The sequence below is a fragment of the Kitasatospora sp. HPM-01-4 genome, from assembly GCF_051374625.1.
Taxonomy (GTDB): domain Bacteria; phylum Actinomycetota; class Actinomycetes; order Streptomycetales; family Streptomycetaceae; genus Kitasatospora.
Genome location: NZ_JBPQGP010000005.1, coordinates 6,257,709 through 6,282,108, shown reverse-complemented (window position 1 = coordinate 6,282,108; position 24,400 = coordinate 6,257,709). Strand labels below are relative to the sequence as shown.

The window sequence follows — 24,400 nt, the reverse complement described above, 5'->3', positions numbered from 1 at the left end:
TAGGAGTCGCTGAAACCATGGCGGTCTCAGTAACACTGCCCGCGCTGGGCGAGAGCGTTTCCGAGGGTACTGTCACCCGCTGGCTGAAGGCCGAGGGTGAGCGCGTGGAGGCCGACGAGCCGCTGCTGGAGGTGTCGACCGACAAGGTCGACACCGAGATCCCCGCTCCCGCCTCCGGCATCCTGACCTCGATCAAGGTCGCCGAGGACGAGACGGTCGAGGTCGGCGCCGAGCTGGCCGTCATCGACGACGGCACCGGCGCTCCGGCCGCCGCTGCCGCCCCGGTCGCGGAGGCCGCCCCGGCCGCCGCCCCGGCTGCTCCGGCCCCGGTTGCCGAGGCTCCCGCCGCCGCCCCGGCCCCGGTTGCCGAGGCTCCGGCCGCTGCTCCGGCCGCCGGCGCGGGCACCCCGGTGCTGCTCCCCGCCCTGGGCGAGTCGGTCACCGAGGGCACCGTCACCCGCTGGCTGAAGGCCGAGGGTGACACCGTCGAGGTCGACGAGCCCCTGCTGGAGGTCTCGACCGACAAGGTCGACACCGAGATCCCGTCGCCGGTCGCCGGTGTCGTGGTGAAGATCCTGGTCGGCGAGGACGAGACCGCCGAGGTCGGCGCCCAGCTCGCGCTGATCGGTGTCGCGGGTGCCGCTCCGGCCCCGGCCGCCCCGGCTGCCGCTCCGGCTCCGGCTGCTCCGGCCGCTCCGGTTGCCGCCCCCGCTCCGGCCCCGGCCGCTCCGGCTGCCGCTCCCGCCCCGGCCGCCCCGGCTCCGGTCGCCGCTCCGGCTCCGGTCGCCGCCCCGGCCGCCCCGGTTGCCGCCCCGGCCGCCCCGGTTGCCGCCCCGGCCGCCGAGGCCGGCGACGCCTACGTCACCCCGCTGGTCCGCAAGCTCGCGGCCGAGCACGGTGTGGCCCTCTCCTCCGTCGCCGGCACCGGTGTCGGCGGCCGCATCCGCAAGCAGGACGTCCTGGCCGCCGCTGAGGCCGCCAAGGCCGCCGCTGCCCCGGCTGCTGCTCCGGCCGCCGCCGCGCCGAAGGCCGCCGCCCCGGTCGTGCCGTCGCCGCTGCGTGGCCAGACCGTCCCGATGACCCGCGTGCGCAAGGCGATCGCCAAGCACATGGTCGAGTCGCTGAAGGTCTCGGCCCAGCTGACCACCGTGGTCGAGGTCGACGTGACCCGCATCATGCAGCTGCGCGCCAAGGCCAAGAACAGCTTCCTGCAGCGTGAGGGCGTCAAGCTCTCGCCGATGCCGTTCTTCGTCAAGGCCGCCGTCGAGGCGCTCAAGGTGCACCCGGTCCTCAACGCCCGGGTCAACGAGGACGACACCATCACCTACCACGACGTCGAGAACATCGGCATCGCGGTGGACACCGACAAGGGTCTGTTCGTCCCGGTCATCCACGGCGCCGGCGACTTCAACATCGCCGGTATCGCGAAGAAGGTGGCCGACCTGGCCTCCCGCACCCGCGACGGCGGTCTGAAGCCGGACGAGCTGGCCAACGGCACCTTCACGGTGACCAACACCGGTTCGCGCGGTGCGCTGTTCGACACCCCGATCCTGAACCAGCCGCAGGTCGGCATGCTGGGCATCGGCGCCACCGTGCGCCGCCCGGTGGTCATCAGCCACCCGGAGCTCGGCGAGACCATCGCCATCCGCGACATGGTCTACCTGGCCCTGTCCTACGACCACCGGATCGTGGACGGCGCCGACGCCGCCCGCTTCCTGGGCACGGTCAAGGCCCGCCTGGAAGAGGGCGCCTTCGAGGGCGACCTCGGCCTCTGATCGGCCGGTAGCAGCAAGGGCGGTGCCCCGTCTCGTCGCGTACGGGACGGGGCACCGCCCTTCGCGCGTAAGGGAGTTGTGCCCCCGAAGCGCGGCCCGGGGTGGTGCGGGCATCGGCGGCCGGCGGGTGCGCGCCACTCCGCGCGGGCGTCAACGCATGCATTCGCCATGGTGAGCGGCGATGCTGGAGCGGTGATGTACGAGACGGACTTCTGGCAGCTCATCGACGAGACCAGGGACGCGGCGGGCGGCGACCCCGACGACCAGGCGGATGCGCTGGTCGAGCGGCTCGTCCAGCTGACCCCGGACGATGTGCTCGACTTCGCGCGGCTCTTCGAGGCCAGGTTCCAGCGCGCCTACCGGATCGAGCTGTGGGCGGCCGCGCATCTGCTGCTCGACGGTGCCTCCGAGGACACCTTCGACTACTTCCGCTGCTGGCTGATCGGCCAGGGGCGGGAGGTCTTCGAAGGGGCGGTGCACCGGCCGGACGATCTGGCCGAGCTGGTACCCGACTTCGACCAGGATGAGGACGGCGAGGCCGAGGACCTCGGCTATGCCGCCGACGAGGCGTACGAGCAGCTCACCGGTCAGCCGCTGCCCGATCTCGGGGTCGAGCAGCCGCGCCGGCCCGAGGGTGCGCCGTTCGACTTCGAGGACTCCGCGGTCATGGCGGAACGCTTCCCCAAGCTGTGGTCCCGCTACGAGCGTTGAGGCCCGGGCCTCAGACCGATCTGCCCGAGCCGGTCCTGATGCCCTGGACGATCTGGTCGAGCACGGCCGGCTTCGGCGCCTGGGAGTGGTCGTCCACCGACCCGGTCAGTACGGTGAATCCGCCGCCGCGCGCCGGGACGGCCACCACCAGGACGTACCCTTTCACGCCGTCCTTCGGCACCACGTGCCAGCGCTCGGCGAAGCCCCGCAGCCCGGCCACCGTGACCGGCCCCGAGGGCAGTTCCTGGTGCGTGGAGAGGTCTCCGAAGAGCGCGGGTGCGGTGTCCGCCATCACCGAGCGGGCGACCTCCGCCGCGTCGGCGCCGGTCACCGCCGCCGTGTCGATGGCGAAGCTGCCGCGCACGCAACCCGCCGGGTCGGCGCAGGAGTACGGAGCGGTGGAGAGGTAGACCGCGATCTCACGGGAGTGCCGCTCCGTGGTCCAGCCGGCGGGCAGCGGGACGGCCCAGCCGTGCACCAGGTCCCCCGCGGTGCCGTCCGGCCCGGCCGGCAGCGTGGCGTCGGGGCCGGAGAAGGCCCGGCCCTGCGGGGCGGGTTTCCCGGGGGCACCGGGGAGTGGCAGCTCGGCGATGTCGTCGGGCCCGTCCGAGTCGAGCCCGATCCAGACCAGCCCGGTGAGGGCCGCCGCCGCGAACAGGGCGACCACCAGGCTGATGATCAGCCCGCCGCGGGACTTCCGCGCGGGCGACGGCGTCGGACCGGCCTGGTCCGGGTCTGCGGCCGGAGTGGGCGACGGATCGGCCAACGGCGGCGCGGCGTGCGGTGACCGCCGCGAGGAACCGTCCCCGGGACCGGTCGGGGCCCCGACGGTCCGGGGCACCGTCGCGGACACGGCGGACGGACCCCCGGCCCGGGCGCCGCCGAACCACCGGCGCTCCGGTATGCCGTCGGACGGCCCGGATCCCGGCTCTGGATTCCAGCCCTCAGGAGTCGAGTCGCTCACGTACCGTACCGTACCGGTCGCTGCCCGAACTCGGCAGGCGGCGTACGACGTTCTGCCCGGCCTGCCATCAAGTGGCAACATTTGCAGCCCACTTGTGACCGAAGCCCGGAAACGGGCCAGCCGGGGGTCGGGGTCGGATCCGGCCCGGGGCCGGGCCCGGCTCCGGGGCTCAGTCGCGGTCGAGCAGGCTGAGCCCCATCAGTACGTCGTCCACGTACTCGCCGTCGAGGTGGAACTCCCCCGGCAGTACGCCGTCCACCGAGAACCCGGCCCGGTCGTAGAGCCGCCGGGCGTGGACGTTCCAGCCGAGCACGCGCAGGGTGACGCGCCGGATCCCGTCGGCCCGGGCGGCCTCGACCGCGGCGTCGAGCAGCAGGGCTCCGATGCCGCAGCCCCGGGCCGTGGGCAGCACCGCGAAGCCCTGGATCTGGCGGATGTGCTGATTGCTGTCCAACGGCGTGGGCGGCACCTGCCGGATGTAGCCGACGACCAGGCCGTCCGACTCGGCGACCAGGATCTGCTCCGGGGCGCGCCGCTCGTTGAAGTACTCGCCGTCCTTGGCGGGCCGCGGCATCACGTCGCCGGCCCAGGACCAGGCCTCGTGGTCGATCACGGCGAGCTGCGGCCCGTCCTCGACCACTGCTCTCCGTATGGTCACACCGTCAGATCGCATGGCCGACATGCTAGTCAGCGGGCGGCTCACCGACCACGCTTTTGTGACCTGGCACGATGGCCCCATGCGTATCGCGGTGACAGGATCCACGGGTTTGGTCGGTTCGGCGCTCGTCCGCTCTCTGCTGGCGGACGGACACGAAGTGGTGCGGCTGGTCCGCCACCGGGCGAGGACCGGCAGGCAGCCCGACGGCACCCTCGGGGTCGGCTGGAACCCGCACCGGATGCAGATCGACCGGGCCGGGCTCGACGGGGTCGAGGCCGTGGTGAACCTGGCCGGCGCCGGGGTCGGCGACCACCGCTGGACGGAGGCCTACCGCCAGGAGATCCGGGACAGCCGGGTGCTCGGCACCGAGACCATCGCCGCCGCCCTCGCCGAGGCCGGGAAGCCGCCCCGGGTCCTGGTGAACGCCTCCGCCGTCGGCTACTACGGCCAGACCGGCGACCGGATCATCGACGAGGAGTCCCCCGCCGGAGACGACTTCCTGGCGCGGGTCTGCACCGAGTGGGAGGCCGCCGCCAGGCCGGCCGAGGACGCCGGGATCCGGGTCGCGTACGCCCGTACCGGGCTGGTGCTCTCGACGAAGGGCGGCGCGGGCGGGCGGCTGTTCCCGCTGTTCCGGCTGGGGCTGGGCGGGCGGCTCGGCTCGGGCGGGCAGTACTGGGCGGTGATCTCGCTGGCGGACGAGGTCGCGGCGCTGCGGTTCCTGATCGACGGGCCGGAGCTGAGCGGACCGTTCAACCTGACCGGCCCCGAGCCCGTCACCAACCGGGAGCTGACCGAGGCGATGGGGCGGGCCCTCGGCCGGCCGACGCCGTTCCCGGTGCCGGAGGCGGTGCTGCGGCTGGCGCTCGGCGAGATGGCGGTGGAGGTCTGCGGCAGTCACCGGGTGCTGCCCAAGCGGCTCCTGGACGCCGGGTTCCGGTTCCAGCACCCGGACGTGGACTCGGCGGTGCGGGCGGCGCTCTAGACGGTGCTCCAGGGGCGCGGGGCCTGCCCGGGCCTCCGTGGCAGGCGGCCGCGTCCCTGGATGGTGCGACCGCCAACGGTGGGCCTGGGCCCCTGGGCCCCTGGGGCCCGTCGGCCGCACAGTCCCTCGCGTCCCTGAAGTGCCGTCCGGAGCACTGCCCGCACATCCGCCCCTTCCGCGTACCGCACAGGGGTGTCCGAGGGACGTCCGGCGGGCGTACGGAGGAGGGCGGGTGGGGCGGATGGAGGGGGCGCACAGTGGCATCCAGGCGGCGCGCTGTACGCCCCTGGTGACCGTACGCGCCCACCGAGCCGGGGAACGCTCCGTTCCGGCGCACAGTCCGTGACCGCGCCCCGCACCGGGTCGCCGATGCCCGTACGGCCACCCGATTCGAACGTATTTCTCTGCCTGATCGCGATACTGACGGGGCATCACATCGTCGGACCGTGTCCCGGCACCCTGTTGCCCGCGTCGGCCGGTTCCCCAAGGGATCAGGGAGGAGCACACTCGTGCCCGCACATGACTTCACCCGCCGCACCCGTCGGCAGTCCGACCCGGACGTCGTCGTGGTGGGCGCCGGGCTCGCGGGGCTGGCCGCCGCTCATGCGCTCACCGACCGGGGCCTCACCGTCCAGGTACTGGAAGCCACCGAGCGGATCGGCGGCCGGACGGCCGGACGCGAACTCGACGGCTTCCGCCTGGACAACGGCGGTCACCTGCTGAACACCGACTTCCCCGAGCCGCGCCGCCACCTCGACCTGGACCGCCTGGAGCTGCGCCCGCTCGCCCCCGGAGTCCTGGTGCACAGCGGATCCCGCCGCTACCGGGTGGGCGATCCGCAGCAGACCGCCGCACGGCAGGCCGCCTCCCGGGGGTCGCTGGGCAGCCCGCTGGACAAGGCCAGGCTCGGCGCCTCCCTCGGCCGGCTCGCCGCCACTCCCGTCTCACGCCTGCTGGCCCGGCCGGAGACCACCACCGCCCGCGCCCTGGCCGACCGGGGACTGGCCCCCCGCACCGTGGACGGCTTCCTGCGCCCGCTGCTCGGCGCCCTGCTCAGCGACCCCGCCCTCGGCACCAGCAGCCGAGTTGCCGACCTGGTGCTGCGCTCCTACGCGCGCGGACGGCTCTGTCTGCCCGCCGCCGGCATCGGAGCGCTGCCCGCACAGCTGGCCGAAGGGCTGCCCGCCGGGACGGTCCGGCTCGGCGTCCGGGTCACCGCGATCGCCGCCGACGGCGTCGACACCGCCAGGCACGGACGTATCTCCACCCGTGCGGTGGTACTCGCCACCGACGCCCAGTCGGCGGCCGCCCTGCTCCCCGGCCTGCGGGTGCCGGACCACCACCCCGTGACCACCTACTACCACGCGGCCGACCGCTCGCCGCTGGGCGAGGCCGTCCTGCTGCTCGACGCCGACCGGCCCGCCGGCCAGGCGGTGCTCTCCCACTCGCTGGTCCTGAGCGAGGTGGACCCCTCGTACGCACCGCCCGGGCATGCGCTGATCGCCACCACCGTGCTCGGGCGCCGCAGCTTCGAACCGGGCGGCCCCGCCGGGTACGAGCCGCTGGTCCGGCGCAGGCTGGCGGAGCTGTACGGGACCTCCACCTCCGGCTGGGAGTTCCTGAGTGTCCGTCATATCCCGGACGCCGTACCGGCGATGCCGCCGCCGCACAACCTCCGGCGCCCGGTGCGCCTGCTGGCCGGGCTGTACGCCTGCGGCGACCACCGGGACACCAGCACCGTGCAGGGTGCACTGGTCTCGGGGCGGCGGGCGGCGCAGGCCGTACTGCGGGATCTGCGGGTGCCGACGACCGAACAGGCGGCGGAGGCGGCGTAGGCGGCCCGCTCAAGCCGAAGGCCTTGCCGATCCGAGCGGCACCCGGGGTACCGCTCGGATCGGCGAAGCACACCGATGGCGAAAGCGATCAACTCGCTCAACTTCCGCATGTTTCAGCTGAGTTGACAACTCTAGCGGCGACGCTAGCACCCGCTCGATGCCCTTCAGCTGCCGTCCTGCCGCCCGGGCGGCGTTCCGGAGCGGGAGGCCGGGTGGTCAGATCACCCCGGCCTGACGGGCCGCCTCCTCGAAGGTGCGGGCGGCCTGGCTGGCCCGGTAGGGGGCCAGGCGGCGGTGGAAGTCGCGCAGGTACTCGACGGTGCGGGCCGAGCGCATCTCGCCTGCCGCGCGCAGGGATTCGGCGGCGATACCGCAGGCGTCGTCCACATCGCCCATGCCCAGGCGGGCGGTGGCGAGGACCATCCGGCAGAAGATCCGGCTGCGGGCGAAGGCGGGGGCCCGCAGCCGCAGGGACTTCTCGGCGTTCTGGGCGGCGGGGCGCCACTGCTGGAGATCCCGGTAGCAGTGGGCGAACTCGTCGGCCAGCTGGGCCTCGTCGAAGTGGCGGGCCCAGGAGGGCAGGTCGTCGCCGGAACGGGCGGTGCCGAGGGCGCGCTCGCAGCGGACCATCGCGGTGGTGCAGGAACGCACGTCCCCGACCAGGGCGTGACCGCGTGCCTCGGCGGCGTGCATCAGCGCCTGTACCGCCGGCGGTGCGGCGGTGCCGACACCCTGCTGGGCCACTCTGGCGAGCTGGATGGCCTCCCGGCCGTGGCCCAGATGGACGGCCTGCTGGCTCATGGTGGTGAGGACGTGGCCGCCGAGCACCCGGTCACCCGCCGCCTGGGAGAGGCGCAGTGCCTGGACGAAGTAGCGCTGGGCGAGGCCGTGCGCGGCGATGTCGAAGGACGTCCAGCCGGCCAGTCTGGTGAGGTCGGCGACCGCGCCGAACAGCGCCCGGCCGATCTGCTCGCCGTAGCGGCCGCGCAGCATCGGCTCCGCCTCGCTCTCCAGGTACCGGACCAGCGCCTGCCGGGCGTGGCCGCCGCCGTACGCCTGGTCCAGGGCGCGGAAGAGATCGCCGACGGCGCGGATGGCGGCGATGTCGCCCCGGCCGACCCGCAGGGGCGGGCGCTGCTCGCGCACGGCCGGCTCACCGGCCTCGGTACCGGACGCCCGGGCCGTGCCGCCGGGGCCGCGGCTCTGGGCCGGCACCCGGACCATCGGCGCCTGGGCCAGCAGCTGGGCCGCGATGGCCGACCCGGCCGAGGCGGAGGGTGTGCCGGGCCGGGCTCCCGGGACCGCAGGGCGGGAGTCGGCACCGGCGACGGAGCCGTCCCGGGCGACCCGCTCGTCGGTGCGGCCGATCAGCCAGTCCCTGCTGGGGACGACCAGGCCGGCCGGGGTGAAGGCGATCCGGCGCAGCTCGGACTGCGGGCCGTTGTCCTTGCGCCACATGCTGGCGACGATGTCCACGGCCTCCTGCGGGGTCTCGGCGAACTCCAGTCCGGCGTAGACCGGGGCGCAGGCGTCCAGGCCGATGTCCTGGGCGGAGAAGCGGCGGCCGAGGCGGCGGGTGAAGACCTCGGCGATCAGCGCGGGGGTGGCACCGCGCGGCTGCTGACCGCGCAGCCAGCGGGTCACCGAGGTCTTGTCGTAGCGCAGGTCCAGGCCGTGTTCCAGGCCCAGTTGGTCGACCCGGCGGGCGAGGCCGGCGTGTGAGAAGCCCGCCTCCTCGATCAGGGCCGCCAGGCGCGGATTCTGGGTGCGGTCAGCGGCGTGGGCACCGTGGGCGAGGTCGTGCGCGGGCTGGACGTGTTCGGCCTGGATGTCTTCGGCCTGGATGTCTTCGGCCTGGACGTGTTCGGCCTGCGCGGCGACCTGGGCGCGCCCGGCGGGCGGGAGGGCGTCGGTCTGACCGTGGTCGGTGACGGGTGGTGTCCCGGCCGGCACCTGGTGCTGGTCTGGCTGTCCGTACGTCGTCGTCGGGCGGTCGGTTGCAGGCCTTTGGGGCATCTCAGTCTCAACACCTCTCTAGCGCCGCACCAGTACCCCGGTACCCGGGGCGGCGCCCCCTGTCGGGAGTCGGCGTGAATGTAGCGAGCATTTTGCCGCTATGGGTGGATCTGGGCGGCCAATCCTCCGAACGGGTGACTCAGTGGCGCCCATTGTGAGGAAGATGGGGCTGAACGTGTTTGGGTGAAAGCGTGACTGTGTCCGTTTCCGCTCCATAGTGGTCGACACCACTGCAACCGCGAGTGCTGTGGTGGCCGGTCACATGGGAGCGGGGGCCTCGCCGTTCCTACCGTTCTGGGCCATGGACACCACCTCCCCCCACTCGCTCGCCGGCCGCACCGCACTGGTCACCGGCGCCGCCTCGGGTATCGGCCGGGCCTGCGCGGAGGCCTTCGCCGCCGCCGGCGCCCGGGTCTACGTCGTCGATCTGGCGGCCGCCCAGGCCGAGGAACTCGCCGAGCGCATCGGCGGGCTGGCGATGGTCGCCGACCTCGCCGACCCCGCGGCCGTGGACGCGCTGCCGGACGACGCGGACATCGTCGTCAACAACGCCGGCCTGCAACACGTCGCGCCGGTGCACGAGTTCCCGCCGGAGCGGTTCACGCAGATCCAGCGGGTGATGGTGGAGGCCCCGTTCCGGATCCTGCGCCGCACCCTGCCGCACATGTACGCCCGGGGGTGGGGGCGGGTGGTCAACATCTCCTCCGTGCACGGCCTGCGGGCCAGCGCCTTCAAGTCCGCGTACGTAACCGCCAAGCACGGCCTGGAGGGCCTGAGCAAGACGGTCGCCCTGGAGGGCGCCCCGTACGGCGTGACCAGCAACTGCATCAACCCCGCCTACGTCCGCACCGCCCTGGTGGAGCGGCAGATCGCCGACCAGGCACGCGCGCACGGCATCCCGGAGGACGAGGTGGTGGAGCGGATCATGCTCGACCGGACCGCCGTCAAACGCCTGATCGAGCCGGCCGAGGTGGCCCGGATCGCCCTGTGGCTGTGCTCGCCCGACACCGCGTTCCTCACCGGCGCGAGCCTGCCCGTGGACGGCGGCTGGACCGCGCACTGACCGGCCGAGGCGGCTGCCCGGCCCCGCCGGGCAGCACCCGGGGCACACTCCGGGCCGGACTCGGCCGTTCCCCCTCCGCGGCCGGACCTGGCACGATGGCGCGCACCATGGACGACCCCGACACCAGCTCCGCCCCCGCGCTGCGCAGGCTGCTCGGCCTCCTCGCGTCCGGCGCCGCCGCCGAGGACCTCGCCGAGGTACCGGCCGACGCCCGGCGGCGGGGCGCTCCCCCCGCCGTGCTGGACGAGATCGACGAGGCCACCCGGCAGGCCCTGGGCGTGCACCGGACCCTGGGCCAGCACCGGCGCAGGGAAGCCGAGTTGACCGCGCTCTTCGACACCGCCGGTGACCTGGCCGCCTCGCGGGACCTGGACTCGGTCCTGCGGGCCATCGTCCGCCGGGCCAGGATGCTGCTCGGTACCGACACCGCGTACCTCACCCTCCCCGACCAGGCGGCCGGGGACACCTACATGCGGGTGACCGCCGGCTCGGTCTCGGAACTCTTCCAGACCCTGCGCCTCGGCCTCGGCGACGGTCTGGGCGGACTGGTCGCCCAGACCGCCCGCCCCTACGCGACACCCGACTACCGCACCGACGAACGCTTCCACCACACCGGCCGGATCGACGCGGGCGTGCTGGACGAGGGACTGGTGGCGATCATCGGGGTGCCGCTGCTGCTCGGCGGCCGGGTGATAGGGGTGCTGTTCGCCGCCGACCGGACCCCGCGCGCCTTCTCCCCCGAGGAGGTCGCGCTGCTGTGCTCGCTCGCCGCGCACGCCGCCATCGCCCTGGACACCGCCAGGTCGCTGGCGGACACCAGGGCGGCACTGGCCGAGCTGAACGCCGCCAATGCCGTGGTCCAGGCCCACGCCGCCGCCGTCCAGCGCGCCGAGCAGGCCCACGACCGGCTCACCGACCTGGTGCTGCACGGTGCCGAGGTACCCGATCTGGCCGCCGAGCTGGCCGCCCTGCTCGGCGGCGAGGTCACCGTACGGGACGCCGGGGGCGGCCGGCTGGCCGGACGCGGCCGGGACGGGAAGGCACTGGCCGAGGCGCTGGCCGCCTCGCGCTCCGAGGGGCACGCGGTCCGGCACGGGGAGAGCTGGGTCTGCGCGGTCCTGGCCGGGCAGGAGCCGCTCGGCAGCCTGCAGCTCCACGGCAGACCGGACCTGGACCACGCCGACCGCCGCCTGTTCGAGCGCGCCGCGGTGGTCACCGCACTGCTCCTGCTGCTGCGCCGCTCGGTCGCCGAGGCCGAGAACCGGGTCCGCGGCGAGCTCCTCACCGACCTGCTCACCGCCCCCGGCCGCGACCCGGCCGGGCTCACCGCGCGCGGCCGCCGCCTCGGCGTCGACCTCACCCGGCCGCACCTGGTGCTGGTCGCCGAGGCTGCCGCCGAGGACCGGGGACGGCTGGCCGGGGCCGCCGTCCGCCATCTGTTCGGCACCAGGGGCATCAGCGCCGAGCACGGCGAGGCGGTGGTCCTGCTGCTCCCCGAGGACGGCTCGCGCTCCCCCGGGCAGCTGGCGGCCCGGGCCGCCGACCGGCTGGCCGCCATGCTCGGTTCCCCGGTCACGGTCGGCGCCGGGCGGGTCGCCGCCGGGCCCGTCGCGCTGGCCGCCTCCCACGCGGAAGCGGTGCGGTGTGTGCGTGCGCTCCGGGTGCTGGGGCGGACCGGCGACGGTGCCTCCGCCGCCGACCTGGGGTTTCTCGGCGTTCTGCTCGGCGACGGGCACCGGGTGGACGGCTTCGTGGCCGACACGCTCGGGCCGCTGCTGGAGTACGACGCCCGGCGCGGCACCGAGCTGGTGCGCACCCTGCGCGCGTACTTCGCCTGCGGCGGCAGCCTGACCAGGGCCAAGGACCAGCTGCACGTTCATGTGAACACCGTGGTGCAGCGGCTGGAGCGGATCGAGGCCCTGCTCGGGCACAGCTGGAACCAGCCCGGACGTGCGCTGGAGTTGCAGCTCGCGCTGCGCCTGCAGCTGCTCACCGGGGGCTGACGGGCCGGGGCCGGGAGGCCGGGGCGGGTGTTCCACCCGGCTGGACGGCCCCCGTCCGGCCACGGCTCAGCCCGGGCAACCGGGGTTCACCCGGTCAGGCGTACGCTTGCCGAGTTGGTCTCGAACGCCTGGCAAGGAGCAGTGGTGAGCGAGAACGTGCGGTTCGTTCGGATGGGCATCGGCGAGGGCTCGGTGCCGTACGAGGAGGCGTGGGCCGAGCAGCAGCGTCTGCACGCGCTGCGGGTCGCGGACGAGATCCCGGACACCGTGTTGTTGCTGGAGCACCTGCCGGTGTACACCGCCGGCAAGCGCACCAACCCGGAGGACCGTCCGCTGGACGGCACCCCGGTCGTCGAGGTCAACCGGGGCGGCGAGATCACCTGGCACGGCCCCGGGCAGCTGATCGGCTACCCGATCATCAAGCTGCCGGACCCGATCGACGTGGTCGCGTACGTGCGCCGGCTGGAGGAGGCGCTGATCCGCGCGTGCACCGACTTCGGTCTGGAAAGCACCCGGGTCGAGGGCCGCAGCGGGGTGTGGGTGCTGGGCGACGTGATCCCCGACGCGGTGGTGGACCCGTCGCAGGTGGTGGAGATCGGCAAGCTGACGCTGCGGATGGGTCTGCCGCTGGGCATCGACCCCCGGCTGGCCGGGCCGGAGTACGCGCCGTCCAACGCCGGTCAGCGCGGCGACGACCGCAAGCTGGCGGCGATCGGCGTGCGGGTGGCGCGGGGCGTGACGATGCACGGCTTCGCTCTCAACTGCAACCCCGACATGACCTGGTTCGACCGGATCGTGCCGTGCGGGATCCGGGACGCCGGGGTGGCCTCGGTCTCTTCTGAGCTGGGCCGGGACTTCGGTGTCGGCGAGGCGCTGCCGGTGGTCGAGAAGCACCTGCAGGCGGTTTTCGCGGAGCTTCCGGAGCCCGCGCCCGCCCGCTGATTCCGGGCGCTTCCCGGCCGTCGCGTTGGGAATCCCTTCGGTCCGCGCACTGTTGCCCTGCGAATGCGGGGCACTGGCCCGGCACAAGCCCTACAAGCACAGGCGTACCCTGGTGGTACCCCGTCTAGTTCTAGGAGTCGCACGTGTCCGCTGTCGCACCCGACGGCAGGAAGCTCCTTCGCCTGGAGGTCCGCAACAGCGAGACCCCGATCGAGCGGAAGCCTGAGTGGATCAAGACCCGGGCGAAGATGGGCCCGGAGTACAACGCCCTCCAGTCGCTGGTGAAGAAGGAAGGGCTGCACACGGTCTGCCAGGAGGCCGGCTGCCCCAACATCTTCGAGTGCTGGGAGGACCGCGAGGCCACCTTCCTCATCGGCGGCGACCAGTGCACCCGCCGCTGCGACTTCTGCCAGATCGACACCGGCAAGCCCGCCGAGTTCGACCGGGACGAGCCGCGCCGGGTCGCCGAGTCCATCCTCACCATGGACCTCAACTACGCCACCATCACCGGTGTCGCCCGTGACGACCTGCCGGACGGCGGCGCCTGGCTGTACGCCGAGACGGTGCGCCAGGTGCACGAGATGACCGCCGACCGGGCGGCCGGCCGGACCGGCGTCGAGCTGCTGATCCCGGACTTCAACGCGGTGCCGGAGCAGCTCGCCGAGGTCTTCTCCTCCCGTCCCGAGGTGCTGGCGCACAACGTGGAGACGGTGCCGCGGATCTTCAAGCGGATCCGCCCGGCCTTCCGCTACGAGCGCTCGCTGGACGTCATCACCCAGGCCCGCGCCGCCGGTCTGGTGACGAAGTCCAACCTGATCCTGGGCATGGGCGAGACCCGCGAGGAGATCAGCCAGGCGCTGGAGGACCTGGTGAACGCCGGCTGCGAGCTGATCACCATCACCCAGTACCTGCGCCCCTCGCTGCGCCACCACCCCGTGGAGCGCTGGGTGAAGCCGCAGGAGTTCGTGGAGCTGAAGGAGGAGGCCGAGGAGCTCGGCTTCGCCGGTGTCATGTCGGGCCCGCTGGTGCGTTCCTCGTACCGGGCCGGCCGGCTGTACCGCCAGGCGCTGGAGCGCCGCGCGCAGGCGGCCGTCTGACCTCGCCGCCCACTCGGCACTCCCGGCGGGGTGAGCGACACGCTCACCCCGCCGCGGCGTCCGCGGCGCCGCTGCCACCGGACTCTGCTTTCATCTGACAGTGACAGTCGGCTCACCGGACGGTAATACCGGCAGGCCAGAATGGCGCCGTACGGTTCCCCACCGTCCACTCCGTATCTCGACGAGGGAAGTGCTCGGCATGCAGGTACGCATCGGGAAGCTCACCCGGGTCCGCGAGGTCCGTTCGGTCGGCGGCGCGCTGCGCCTGGCCGAGAGCGTGCTGCTCGCGGGCGGCCGGCAGCAGGCTCGGCTGAACGCCTGGACGGCCGTCTGCGAGAACCGCCGGAACGCGGCGGACCGGGAGAGCGGCGCGGAGCTGCTGGGCGGTTCCAGCGAGGAGCCCCGCCGACGGGCCTGAGTGGTCGGCCCGGACGACCCGGACGCCGTCGACCGCCGGTGAACGCCGTCGACCGCCGGTGAATGCCGTCGGGCGCCATCGGATGCTCTCGGATGCCGCTTGATGCCGCTTGATGCCGTGGCCGCACCGGAATGCACCGCCGGCAGGCGGGGGGCGCCCCTTGGATCTCCCCGGGCCGCGCCACGTACCATGAGCGTTATGGCGACGGAAACATCCGGAAACCCCGGGCGGCTCAAGCAGATCCGCCTGGCGTACCAAATGACCAAGAAGGTCGACACCAAGATCGGCCTGATCATCGCAGGCGTCGGCCTGATCACCTTCGGCGTGTTCCTCGCCATCGGCTTTGCGATCGACCATCCCATCTACCTGGGCATCCTCGGTTTCATCGTGGGCTTCCTGGCGATGGCGATCGTCTTCGGACGGCGTGCCGAGCGGGCCGCGTTCGGGCAGATGGAGGGCCAGCCGGGTGCGGTGGCCGCCGTGCTGAACAACATCCGGCGCGGCTGGAGCGCCAACCCGACCCCGGTCGCCGTCACCCGCAACCAGGACGCGGTCTACCGTGCGGTGGGCCGCCCCGGCATCGCGCTGATCGGTGAGGGCAACCCCAACCGGGTCCGCCCGCTGCTGGCCGCCGAGAAGCGGAAGATGGCCAAGGTCGTCGGCGACATCCCGGTGCACGACATCATGGTCGGCGACGGCGAGGGCGAGATCCCGCTGAAGAAGCTGCAGATCCACCTGATGCGGATGCCGCGTGTGATCACCCCGGGCCAGGTCACCGAGACCAACGACCGCCTGCGCGCGCTGGGCGACCTGCTCTCCAAGGCGCCGATCCCCAAGGGCCCGATGCCCAAGGGCGCCCGGATGCCCAAGGGCGGCCAGGTCCGCTGACCTCCCGCTCCCCCGGACAACACCACGGCCCCGCCACGAGTCCTCCTCGCGGCGGGGCCGTTTGACGTCTCCTGACGTGTCCGCCGGGCCGGCCGGGCTAGACCCGGACCTCGACCGTGCCGACCGCCTTGTCGTGCAGCCCCCGGGTGTCGCGGTCCCAGACCAGCGCCGGCACCACCAGGCAGAGCAGCAGGGTGCGCAGCAGCACCTGGGAGACGGTGGCACGGCGGCCGTCGAGCCGGACCACCCGCAGGCCGAACAGCCGCTTGCCGACCGTCGTCCCGGCAGTGGCCAGCAGCAGCACGGTGACGAGGTAGAACAGCGGGGTGGTCCACATGTTGGCCACCGACTGGTCGCCGCGGGAGATCAGCCCGTAGGCGACCAGGCTGCAGAGCCAGCCGTCGACGAACAGCGCGCCGATCCGGCGGCCGGGCCCCGCGATCGATCCCGGGCCCTCCTTGGGCAGGCCGAGGCGCTCACCGCGGTAACCGAAGTCGGCGCCCATCTTCTCGGCGGCGGCCTTCGGGCCGTCGATCCACGATCCCAACGCTTCTCTGGTGTCCACGAATCCACACTATCCGGGCAGTACGGCGGATCTTCGTCCCCCTCCCCCGTCGGCAACCCGTGTGGGTGAATCGGGTGCCGCCGGACCCGGGCAAGTGGTCCAGACCACTCACCCGGCAGGACCTGGACCGGAGAAGCGTTTTGCCCGGAACCATATGACTTTGCCGCCCTCGGCACGCAGGCGGTTAACATTCAGGAAACGGCGAGGTCACCGGTCGGAAACGGCCTCTCCCTATGGTGAGCCACCAAATCGCACGCTGAGGAGGATGGATGTTCAACAACGCCGCCGAAGTGAAGCAGTACATCGAGGACAACGACATCAAGTTCGTCGACGTCCGCTTCTGCGACCTGCCGGGTGTGATGCAGCACTTCTCGGTTCCCGCCTCGACCTTCGACCCGGACGAGACGTTGATGTTCGACGGCTCGTCGATCCGAGGCTTCCAGGCCATCCACGAGTCGGACATGGCCCTGGTGCCGGACCTCAGCACGGCCCGCCTCGACCCGTTCCGCACCGAGAAGCACCTCAACATCAACTTCTTCATCCAGGACCCGATCACGGGCGAGGCGTACAGCCGCGACCCGCGCAACGTCGCCAAGAAGGCCGAGGCCTACCTCGCCTCCTCCGGTATCGCCGACACCGCGTTCTTCGGGCCTGAGGCCGAGTTCTACGTCTTCGACTCGGTGCGCTTCGAGACCAGCGCCAACGCGTCCTTCTACCACATCGACTCCGAGGCGGGCGCCTGGAACACCGGGTCCGTCGAGGGCGACGTCCGCGGCTACAAGGTCCGCTACAAGGGCGGCTACTTCCCCATCCCGCCGGTCGACCACTTCGCCGACCTGCGCGCGGAGATCTCGCTGGAGCTCGCCGCGTCCGGCATCAAGGTCGAGCGCCAGCACCACGAGGTGGGCACCGCCGGCCAGGCCGAGATCAACTACAGGTTCAACACCCTGCTGCACGCAGCCGACGACCTGATGCTCTTCAAGTACATCGTCAAGAACGTCGCCTGGCGCAACGGCAAGACCGCCACCTTCATGCCCAAGCCGATCTTCGGGGACAACGGCTCCGGCATGCACGTCCACCAGTCGCTGTGGCTGGACAGCTCCCCGCTCTTCTACGACGAGCAGGGCTACGCCGGCCTCTCCGACACCGCCCGCTACTACATCGGCGGCCTGCTGAAGCACGCCCCCTCGCTGCTGGCCTTCACCAACCCCACGGTGAACTCCTACCACCGCCTGGTCCCGGGCTTCGAGGCACCGGTCAACCTGGTGTACTCGCAGCGCAACCGCTCGGCCGCGATCCGTATCCCGATCACCGGCTCCAACGCCAAGGCCAAGCGCCTGGAGTTCCGCGCGCCCGACCCGTCCTGCAACCCCTACCTGGCCTTCTCGGCCATGCTGCTGGCCGGCCTGGACGGCATCAAGAACAAGATCGAGCCGCTGGAGCCGGTCGACAAGGACCTCTACGAGCTCGCCCCGGAGGAGCACGCCTCGGTCCCCCAGGTCCCCGCCTCGCTCCCCGCCGTCCTCGAAGCCCTGGAGAACGACCACGAGTACCTGCTCGCGGGCGGCGTCTTCACCCCCGACCTGATCGAGACCTGGATCGACTTCAAGCGCACCAACGAGATCGCCCCGATCGCGCTGCGCCCGCACCCGCACGAGTTCGAGCTGTACTACGACCTCTAAAGGGGCCTCTGACCTGCGGAAACACAGTTCGACCTCTTGTTGTTTCCGCAGGTCAGCACCTCGCCGACCTGCGGAAGCGGCCATCGGAGGGCTGGCACCGGCTCGCGATGTGAGATGAGTATGAAATGAGCGCGCACGGAGATCCGACTCAGCGGGACGTCCGCAGCGCGCCTCTCGACACATTGACCGCCCGCCGCAACATGGCACATCCCATCACTACTTTGGGTGATCAAGTGCAACGCGCTATCGCGGTGCGGACCTCAATCGAGCTCGGGTCCCGCTAAGGCATGAAGCACGTAAACCGCACCAAGGCCGACGGCGAGCCACGGCGAGCGCATTTTCAGCACCTTCCCCTGCAAGCTCTGTGCTGCAAACGGCCTCAGGGGCAGTTGCCACACAGCTGCCCAGCCCGCAGACCAGGCCAGTCGCCAGTCACACGGCTACGCACGGCCGCGTGGAGGACCAGGCGTGGACCGCAGTCTGGCCAACCTCGCCGTCGACCGACTCAAAAGCCTCGAACGCCCGGCTCAAACGCCTGCAGTACCGACCCGACACCCTCGACGGATTCATAGCCGACAGCAACCTGACCCCCGACACCCCAAACCCCACTCTGACAAACCGAAGTCAGTACCCGAGTCGTCATCCAAATACCTCGATGACGTGGGTCAGCGCTTCGAGTGCCCGACAGTAGCCTTGATTGGCCAGCAGGAGCTCCGCTGTCGGCCTGAACAGACGACGCTGCCGTTCGTCGAACTCGACCCAACCACCATCCACCGCGTCGAATCTCCGGACGAACCTGCCGTCAGCCACTTCGAAGAGCTCGTACGAGAGTCCGTGATATGCCATCAGTGCCGGGTCGTGGGGGCCCATGCAATCGAAGTGATACAGGTCGCTGTATTCGGCCGCGCCGCCCGCCAGGACTCGACCCATCACCTCCACTGGATCGGCCGGCCGAGTCGTACCGTCCCAACAGGCGAATCCCTTAAAGACTCTTACCTCACCCTCGACATCAATGATCAGTTCCAGGACCGGAAACGCCGCGGTGTTCTCGTGTCTTACAGCATGGCCGACGGCTGCAATGACATCCCGCGGATTGAAAATCTCCAGCGCGGCGGTCGCCGTATGCTCCAGGTGGCCTAGTACGTCCTCGATGCCACGACTCCAATTGCAGTTGCCCTCAAGAAACTGCGCAATGCGCGCGAGCGACTTCTTCCACCCAGGCAGGTGTCGCGGGGACGCCAGGACTTCGAGCCAGCCGGAGTACTCGCCGTCCTCAGAGAGCATTAGGCCGATCAGTCCGTCATCGGGCCACAGAGCATCCGACGAGAAACGCCCACCACCGGATCGACGGCCGCGTCCCGGCCCGGCAGCTGGGTGGACCGCCGCCGGGCCGGAGTCTCATGCCCTCAAACGGAGCATGGTCCTGCGGGTGGAACCGCTGCCGCAGCCCCAGCGGCGATCGTCGGGGCGGTCAGAGGACCGAGCAGGGGCCATCGTCCCCGCTCAGAAGGTGCTTTCGCGCTCCCGATCGCGGTCCGACAACCGTCTCCTGTGAGACCACAGGCGACGGCCTCACGGGCGAGTACCCTCACACCTGAAGACCTTTCGGAGGCCAGCACCTGATGCTCACCAGACTCGAAGTCCACGGGTTCAAGAACCTGCTGGACACCACAATCGATTTCGGGCCGTTCACCTGCATCGCGGGCGCTAACGGCACTGGCAAGTCGAACGTGTTCGACGCCGTCCAGTTCCTCTCCTTGCTCGCTGACAAGTCGATGATGGAGGCAGCCCAGGAGGTCCGCGGAGTCCACGGCGAACGGCACGGTGACCCTCGCGACCTCTTCTGGAAGGGATTCGGCTCCCGGGGGCTGCGGATGCGATTCGCCGCAGAGATGATCGTTCCGCTGGCCATCGAGGACGACTTCGGGCGAGCCACAAAACCCACCACCTCCTTCCTCCGCTACGAGCTCGAAATCGGCTACCAGGGCCCCTCGGGGCTCGACCGCTTCGGCCGCCTCACACTCCTGCGCGAGGAACTGCGGCACATCACGAAGGGCGCTGCCAAGCAGCATCTGCGCTTCCCGCACAGCGCTGGCCAGTTCCGCGACAAGGTGATCATCGGACACCGAAGCGGCGCTCCGTTCATCTCGACCGACATCGACGCCGAGTCCGGCGGCCCGATCGTCAAGATCCACCAGGACGGTGGCAGCCGCGGCCAGCCCAAGCCAGCCGCTGCGTCCCGGGCTCCAGCTACCGTGGTCTCCACCATCACCTCCAGCGACGACCCGACCATCCTCGCCGCACGGCGGGAGATGGAGTCCTGGCGACGGCTCGCCCTGGAGCCCTCGGCCTTGCGCAGCGCCGACCGCTTCATCGACCCGCAAGTGATGGGCGTGGACGGCGTCCACTTGCCGGCGGCGCTGTACCGCGTCGCCCACACCGTTGCCGGCGAGGACCCGGAGCAGGTGTACGCCCGCGTCGCAGGCCGCCTGTCCGACCTGACAGGTGTACAGGTCAGTGACCTGGCCGTGGATCAGGACGAAGTCCGTCAACTGCTGACCGTCCAGGTACGCGAGTCGGACGGTATGGTGCTTCCAGCTCGAAGCCTCTCAGAGGGCACCCTGCGTTTCCTCGCACTGTGCGTCCTGCTCGAAGACCCCACCGTTCGGGGCATGCTGTGCATGGAGGAACCTGAGAACGGAATCCACCCGGCCAATCTCGTCCCTATGGTGGATCTCGTCCGGGATCTCGCCGTCGACCCGATGACCGCCCCAGGAACGGACAACCCGTTCCGGCAGGTGCTGATCAACACCCACTCCCCCGGCGTCGTCCAGCTGGTCTCGCCCGATGACCTCCTGTTCGCGGACACCGCACTGCATCGGCTGGAGGACGGCTCGATCGCACGCGCCCTGCGGCTGCGTCCGCTGCACAATACCTGGCGGGTACCTGAGGGGCATCGCACCTACGTAACGAAGGCCGATATCCTCCCCTACCTCACCACTCCCCCAGGAGCCCAGACCACGCTCGACCTGGAGGACATGTGACGCTCCGTATCCTCTTCACTGGCGAGGGCACCAGCGACGATGGCCTGGTCCGCCACATCGAGGCGATCGTGGCCCGCGCCGGCAGAACGGCGTCCGTCACCTCGCCGGACTTCGGCCGCTTGAGCAACGTCGCGACCCATTCCGTGCCGGACAAGTTGCGTGTGGCGAGGAAGTTCGGCGACGACTACGACCTGATCGCGATCCACCGGGATGCCGACCGGGCAGGCGTGTCGGAGCGCCGGGAGGAGATCGCGAAAGCAATCGAGTCCGAGTGGCCAGGCTGCCCGCACATCGCGGTCGTCCCGGTCCGAATGCTGGAGGCATGGCTGCTGCTTGACGAGGTGTCGATCCGCCAGGTCGCCGAGAACCCGAAGGGCAAGGTTCCGCTGAACCTGCCCCAGGGAACATCCGTTGAAAAGGTCGCCGACCCAAAGAGGCTGCTCAAGGAAGCACTGGCTGCGGCCAGCGGATACTCCGGCCGCCGATTGGACGGCTTCCAGAAGCGCTTCCCCCAGCACCGGCACAAGCTCCTCGAACGCCTCGATCCACTCGGGCCGGTTTCTCTACTTCCGTCGTGGCAGACCTTCGTCAACGAACTGAATGCGGCGGTAAGAACGATGTGACTGCCTCGCATCGTGGCACCTGTTGGAGTTCGGTCGAACCCGACTCCGCGCCGGGGGCCTTGGCACACCTGAATGCAAAGCCGCACCGCTACATAACGCGGATCGTGACCATCGGGGACAGCATCGCCTACGGACGCTCCGACCCGCAGGTGGCTGGGCCCTGGCAGTTGGTGGCGGCACACATAGCCATGAACGAGGCCGAGCACCACGTCCTCAACGTGGCCGTCCCCGGGTGCATGCTGGCGGATGTCAGACGCAGACGCCCGGGCTCCTCGCGCCCCGAATGCCCGACACGCTGATCATCGCCGCCGGGATCAACGACTCTGCCGAGTCGGGGTCGGCTATGACCGGCCGCCTGACGTTACTGGCCCGCTCGACGTGCCGGCCATGACGGCGCACCTGCACAACGCCCGCCTGGTCGCGGTCGGTCCGGTCTGGCTCGACGAGACCCGACCGGCTGACTGCACAGTCTCCGCAGCGCTACATCCCCCCTCAAATGCCTCCGACTCTCAACTCTGTATGGATGGAACGGCTACACGCCAGCTCACTGGGTAACGCGAGCGAATTGGACGCCACCTACGAGCTGGTTCGAAGCTCGGTAGCACTGCGTAGCACCCCACAGTGAGCAGCCACCGCGCCCCCTCATCACTACTCGGTCCTTCTCAACTCAGCTCATCCGTTGAGGCCGCCGCGTGTGCACTGGTTGTGAAATGATCTCCCTTGAGAACCTCATTTCCCCAGGCCAGAGGCATGTTTGAGCATTACTACGACCTGTGAGCCGCTTCCGCTGGCCGATCGGCCGCTGACACGGGCCGCCGTTCCCCCGCCGGGAGCGGCGGCCCCCGCGTTCACAGACCCGGCAGCGGGTCCTGGTCGCCGGGTACCACCTGGACCGACTCCTCCGGGCCGCGGCATTCGCGGCCGAGGCGGAGCATCCGGGACTCCGGGTCGTGGAGCGGGCGGTTGCAGCGGCGGCAGCGGATGGTGCGCTGGAGGAGCGGCTGGATCGGCGGGATGAGGGCGGGATCGGGCATGCGCACAGTCTCGCGGAAAACCCGTTCGCCGTGGGCGGCGCGGGCGGGCAGGATCGCGGGATGGGCGGACATCAGCTTGGCGAGGTCGCCCTGGATGAGCCCAGCGCTCTCACGGGCCCGGAAGAACTCCGAGACGAAGAACTCAGGCGAGCAGAACGCACTGGCGGCCCCGCAGTACTGCCGTCGGTCGATGCCAGGCCATAGAAAGCCATGATCTGCCTACTTCCCCGAATGGAATGATCTCCGGCATGGACCTCACGACGGAACTGGCCCAGATGGCGGCGACCGGAACCTTCGGAACGCTCCACCATGGTGCCCACCTCGCCGATGTCGTCGCGGCCTACGGGGAGCCGACGAACAGCGGGCGGCTGTACAAGCAGCGCCGATGGCCGCACGGCTTCTGCTTCGGAAGTGTGCAACTGGTCGTCTGCCGATGCCGACTGCTGAGCTCCATAGTCTTCCTGGCCTGGCACGACGATTTCGAACTGCCCGGCCCGAGTCGAGGCGAGCTTCGCGCCGTCGACTCCCGCGTCACCGAATCGGCGATGATCGCAGCGCTCACGCAGGCCGGGTGCCGGTGGAAGGTCGTCGAGTACGAGCGCCTCACCGACCAGCGGACTCTGGAGGTCGAAATGGCCGACGACCTGCACGTGGACTTCGTCTTCGTCGACCGGGAGGGCTACGACTCGCCGCAGCTCGACGACTGGGTGCTGCACAAGGCCGGTATCTGGGGCCCGTCCCACGCCCCCTGTCCGGAGCCGGACCGTAGCCTTCCCGACGACGGCTACGGCGCCTAGCTAGCGCAGGGTGACCGGGAGGGTGTGGAAGCCGCGCAGGACGAGGCGGTTGCGGCGGGTGGCGCCGGGGGCCGGGGTGAGTGAGGGGAAGCGGGCGAGCAGGGCGGGGAGGGCGATGTCGGACTCCAGGCGGGCGAGGCCGGCGCCGAGGCAGTAGTGCGGGCCGCCGCCGAAGCTCAGCGGCTGGCTGTCCTGGCGGGTCGGGTCGAAGCGGGCCGGGTCCGGATAGCGCGACGGGTCGCGGTTGGCGGCGCCGATGAGCAGGAACACCCCGCCGTCCCTGGGGATCCCGATCCCGCCGACCCGCAGGCCGTCACCGGCCGCGGCCCGGACGGTGAGCTGGACGGGCGAGTCGTGGCGCAGCACCTCGTCGGTGAGCCCGGACGGTGTGACGGTGCCGGCCCGGACGGCGGCCAGGATCTCCGGGTGCTCGAAGAGCCGGGCGAGAGCGTTGCCGAGCAGGTTGGTGGTGGTCTCGAAGCCGGCGCCGAGCAGCAGGATCAGGTTGGCCAGCAGCTCATGGCCGGAGAGCCTGGACGGGTCCGCGGCGGCGACCTCGACCAGGGCGCTGACCAGGTCGTGCTGCGGGTCGGCCCGGCGGCCGGCGGCGAGGCGGCTGAAGTACTGGCTGAGTTCCTCGGCGGCCTCGTCGGCCGCGGCCAGTTCGGGCCCGTCGACGAAGATTTCCAGTGCGCCCGAGAGGTCGGTGGCGAGCGGGCGGAACCGGGTGCGGTCGGCCTCCGGCACCCCGAGCAGTTCGCAGACCACACCGACCGGGAGGCGGTAGGCGAAGGCGTCCATGAAGTCGACCGGCGAGCCGTCCGCACCCTGTTTGGCCATCTCGTCGAGCAGCTGGTGCACGGCGGCCGTGATCGGCTCCGCCAGCGTGGCGACCCGGCGGGCCGTGAAGACCGAGGCGATCAGCGAGCGCATCCGGGAGTGGTCCGGCGCGTTGCTCTCCAGGATCGAGCGGCTGAGCAGGCGTCTGGCCGGGCGATCGGTGTGACCGGGCTCCCAGCGCTCCCACTGCGCGGCGTCGACCACCCCGAAGTCCGGGTTGCGCAGCGCCTGGTGCACCTCGCGGTACCCGACGGCCATCGCCAGCCCCTCGCCGGCGGGGATGACCGGCCCGAGCTCGCGTGCGAGCTCGTAGAGCGGGTAGGGGTCGGCCCGGCCCTCCGGGGACATCAGCCGTTCCATGATCGCCGCGCCGTCCATGTCCATGCACGCTCCTCCCGGATGGGCTACCGGTGAGTCAACTTAGCCCCGCGGACGGCGAGTTACCAAGAGGTGTGCCGTC

Annotated in this window: 22 protein-coding genes and 1 pseudogene; 16 read left to right on the top strand and 7 right to left on the bottom strand. The window is 71.3% G+C overall.

From position 1 onward, the window contains the following. Positions 1-17 precede the first annotated feature (17 nt). Positions 18-1,775 (top strand): 2-oxoglutarate dehydrogenase, E2 component, dihydrolipoamide succinyltransferase, encoded by a 1,758-nt coding sequence (gene sucB / locus ACSMTC_RS27395; RefSeq protein WP_436562374.1) that lies wholly within the window; start codon positions 18-20, stop codon positions 1,773-1,775. Between the two features lie 195 nt (positions 1,776-1,970). Next, positions 1,971-2,486: a DUF4240 domain-containing protein gene (locus ACSMTC_RS27390; RefSeq protein WP_436562373.1), complete on the top strand. Its 516-nt coding sequence runs from the start codon at positions 1,971-1,973 to the stop codon at positions 2,484-2,486. Between the two features lie 10 nt (positions 2,487-2,496). On the opposite strand, the gene ACSMTC_RS27385 is transcribed toward ACSMTC_RS27390, so the two are convergent. Beyond that, positions 2,497-3,450: a hypothetical protein gene (locus tag ACSMTC_RS27385; protein ID WP_436562372.1), complete on the bottom strand. Its 954-nt coding sequence runs from the start codon at positions 3,448-3,450 to the stop codon at positions 2,497-2,499. A 169-nt stretch (positions 3,451-3,619) separates the two neighbouring features. After that, on the bottom strand, positions 3,620-4,123 hold the full coding sequence (locus tag ACSMTC_RS27380; RefSeq protein WP_436562371.1) for a GNAT family N-acetyltransferase: 504 nt from the start codon (positions 4,121-4,123) through the stop codon (positions 3,620-3,622). A gap of 64 nt (positions 4,124-4,187) precedes the next feature. Here ACSMTC_RS27380 and ACSMTC_RS27375 point away from each other — a divergent pair, with 64 nt between their 5' ends. Together ACSMTC_RS27375 and ACSMTC_RS27370 are read left to right on the top strand one after the other, a co-directional pair. Further along, positions 4,188-5,093 (top strand): TIGR01777 family oxidoreductase, encoded by a 906-nt coding sequence (locus tag ACSMTC_RS27375; RefSeq protein WP_436562370.1) that lies wholly within the window; start codon positions 4,188-4,190, stop codon positions 5,091-5,093. 509 nt (positions 5,094-5,602) lie between these two features. Further along, the gene (locus ACSMTC_RS27370; RefSeq protein ID WP_436562369.1) at positions 5,603-6,928 is read left to right on the top strand and encodes an NAD(P)/FAD-dependent oxidoreductase; all 1,326 of its coding nucleotides are present in this window, start codon (positions 5,603-5,605) and stop codon (positions 6,926-6,928) included. A 216-nt stretch (positions 6,929-7,144) separates the two neighbouring features. Here the strand turns inward: ACSMTC_RS27370 and ACSMTC_RS27365 are convergent, their stop codons facing one another. Continuing rightward, the gene (locus ACSMTC_RS27365; protein WP_436562368.1) at positions 7,145-8,944 is read right to left on the bottom strand and encodes an NsdA family TPR-like regulatory protein; all 1,800 of its coding nucleotides are present in this window, start codon (positions 8,942-8,944) and stop codon (positions 7,145-7,147) included. A gap of 301 nt (positions 8,945-9,245) precedes the next feature. Between ACSMTC_RS27365 and ACSMTC_RS27360 the strand changes: the two genes are divergently transcribed. The 6 genes from ACSMTC_RS27360 (at position 9,246) to ACSMTC_RS27335 (ending at position 15,355) form a co-directional block, all read left to right on the top strand. After that, a complete protein-coding gene (locus ACSMTC_RS27360) occupies positions 9,246-10,007 on the top strand; it encodes a 3-hydroxybutyrate dehydrogenase (RefSeq protein ID WP_436562367.1) in 762 nt (253 codons plus the stop codon). 107 nt (positions 10,008-10,114) lie between these two features. Next, entirely contained in the window at positions 10,115-12,010 is a 1,896-nt protein-coding gene (locus ACSMTC_RS27355) for a helix-turn-helix domain-containing protein (RefSeq protein WP_436562366.1), read from the top strand. 171 nt (positions 12,011-12,181) lie between these two features. Then, positions 12,182-12,952 carry a lipoyl(octanoyl) transferase LipB gene (lipB, locus tag ACSMTC_RS27350; protein WP_436564822.1) on the top strand — a complete coding sequence of 257 codons (771 nt, stop codon included), beginning with the start codon at positions 12,182-12,184 and terminating at the stop codon, positions 12,950-12,952. Positions 12,953-13,095: 143 nt separating this feature from the next. Beyond that, a complete protein-coding gene (gene lipA, locus ACSMTC_RS27345; RefSeq protein ID WP_436562365.1) occupies positions 13,096-14,049 on the top strand; it encodes a lipoyl synthase in 954 nt (317 codons plus the stop codon). Positions 14,050-14,248: 199 nt separating this feature from the next. Next, positions 14,249-14,467, top strand: a complete 219-nt coding sequence (locus ACSMTC_RS27340; RefSeq protein WP_436562364.1) for a hypothetical protein — start codon at positions 14,249-14,251, stop codon at positions 14,465-14,467. 189 nt (positions 14,468-14,656) lie between these two features. Beyond that, the gene (locus ACSMTC_RS27335; protein ID WP_436562363.1) at positions 14,657-15,355 is read left to right on the top strand and encodes a DUF4191 domain-containing protein; all 699 of its coding nucleotides are present in this window, start codon (positions 14,657-14,659) and stop codon (positions 15,353-15,355) included. A gap of 97 nt (positions 15,356-15,452) precedes the next feature. On the opposite strand, the gene ACSMTC_RS27330 is transcribed toward ACSMTC_RS27335, so the two are convergent. Further along, positions 15,453-15,920, bottom strand: coding sequence for an RDD family protein (locus ACSMTC_RS27330; protein ID WP_436562362.1), 468 nt, complete (start codon positions 15,918-15,920; stop codon positions 15,453-15,455). 269 nt (positions 15,921-16,189) lie between these two features. On the opposite strand from ACSMTC_RS27330, the gene glnA reads away from it, so the two are divergent. Further along, on the top strand, positions 16,190-17,602 hold the full coding sequence (glnA, locus tag ACSMTC_RS27325) for a type I glutamate--ammonia ligase (RefSeq protein ID WP_436562361.1): 1,413 nt from the start codon (positions 16,190-16,192) through the stop codon (positions 17,600-17,602). Between the two features lie 468 nt (positions 17,603-18,070). Then, positions 18,071-18,203 (top strand): annotated as a pseudogene (locus ACSMTC_RS27320) (IS630 family transposase); the annotation flags it as partial. Positions 18,204-18,241: 38 nt separating this feature from the next. Here ACSMTC_RS27320 and ACSMTC_RS27315 read toward each other — a convergent pair. Then, positions 18,242-18,886, bottom strand: a complete 645-nt coding sequence (locus ACSMTC_RS27315) for a hypothetical protein (protein WP_436562360.1) — start codon at positions 18,884-18,886, stop codon at positions 18,242-18,244. Between the two features lie 338 nt (positions 18,887-19,224). On the opposite strand from ACSMTC_RS27315, the gene ACSMTC_RS27310 reads away from it, so the two are divergent. From ACSMTC_RS27310 to ACSMTC_RS27300, 3 genes are all read left to right on the top strand, one after another. Next, a complete protein-coding gene (locus ACSMTC_RS27310) occupies positions 19,225-20,646 on the top strand; it encodes an AAA family ATPase (RefSeq protein ID WP_436562359.1) in 1,422 nt (473 codons plus the stop codon). Beyond that, positions 20,643-21,269 carry a hypothetical protein gene (locus ACSMTC_RS27305; RefSeq protein WP_436562358.1) on the top strand — a complete coding sequence of 209 codons (627 nt, stop codon included), beginning with the start codon at positions 20,643-20,645 and terminating at the stop codon, positions 21,267-21,269. The genes ACSMTC_RS27310 and ACSMTC_RS27305 overlap by 4 nt, the downstream gene beginning before the upstream one ends. Positions 21,270-21,373: 104 nt before the next feature. Further along, positions 21,374-21,568 (top strand): hypothetical protein, encoded by a 195-nt coding sequence (locus ACSMTC_RS27300; protein ID WP_436562357.1) that lies wholly within the window; start codon positions 21,374-21,376, stop codon positions 21,566-21,568. A 549-nt stretch (positions 21,569-22,117) separates the two neighbouring features. Here ACSMTC_RS27300 and ACSMTC_RS27295 read toward each other — a convergent pair. Then, positions 22,118-22,303, bottom strand: coding sequence for a DUF6011 domain-containing protein (locus ACSMTC_RS27295; protein ID WP_436562356.1), 186 nt, complete (start codon positions 22,301-22,303; stop codon positions 22,118-22,120). Between the two features lie 248 nt (positions 22,304-22,551). Between ACSMTC_RS27295 and ACSMTC_RS27290 the strand changes: the two genes are divergently transcribed. Beyond that, positions 22,552-23,100: a hypothetical protein gene (locus ACSMTC_RS27290; protein WP_436562355.1), complete on the top strand. Its 549-nt coding sequence runs from the start codon at positions 22,552-22,554 to the stop codon at positions 23,098-23,100. Here the strand turns inward: ACSMTC_RS27290 and ACSMTC_RS27285 are convergent, their stop codons facing one another. Then, positions 23,101-24,324, bottom strand: coding sequence for a cytochrome P450 (locus tag ACSMTC_RS27285; RefSeq protein WP_436562354.1), 1,224 nt, complete (start codon positions 24,322-24,324; stop codon positions 23,101-23,103). Positions 24,325-24,400: the final 76 nt, after the last annotated feature.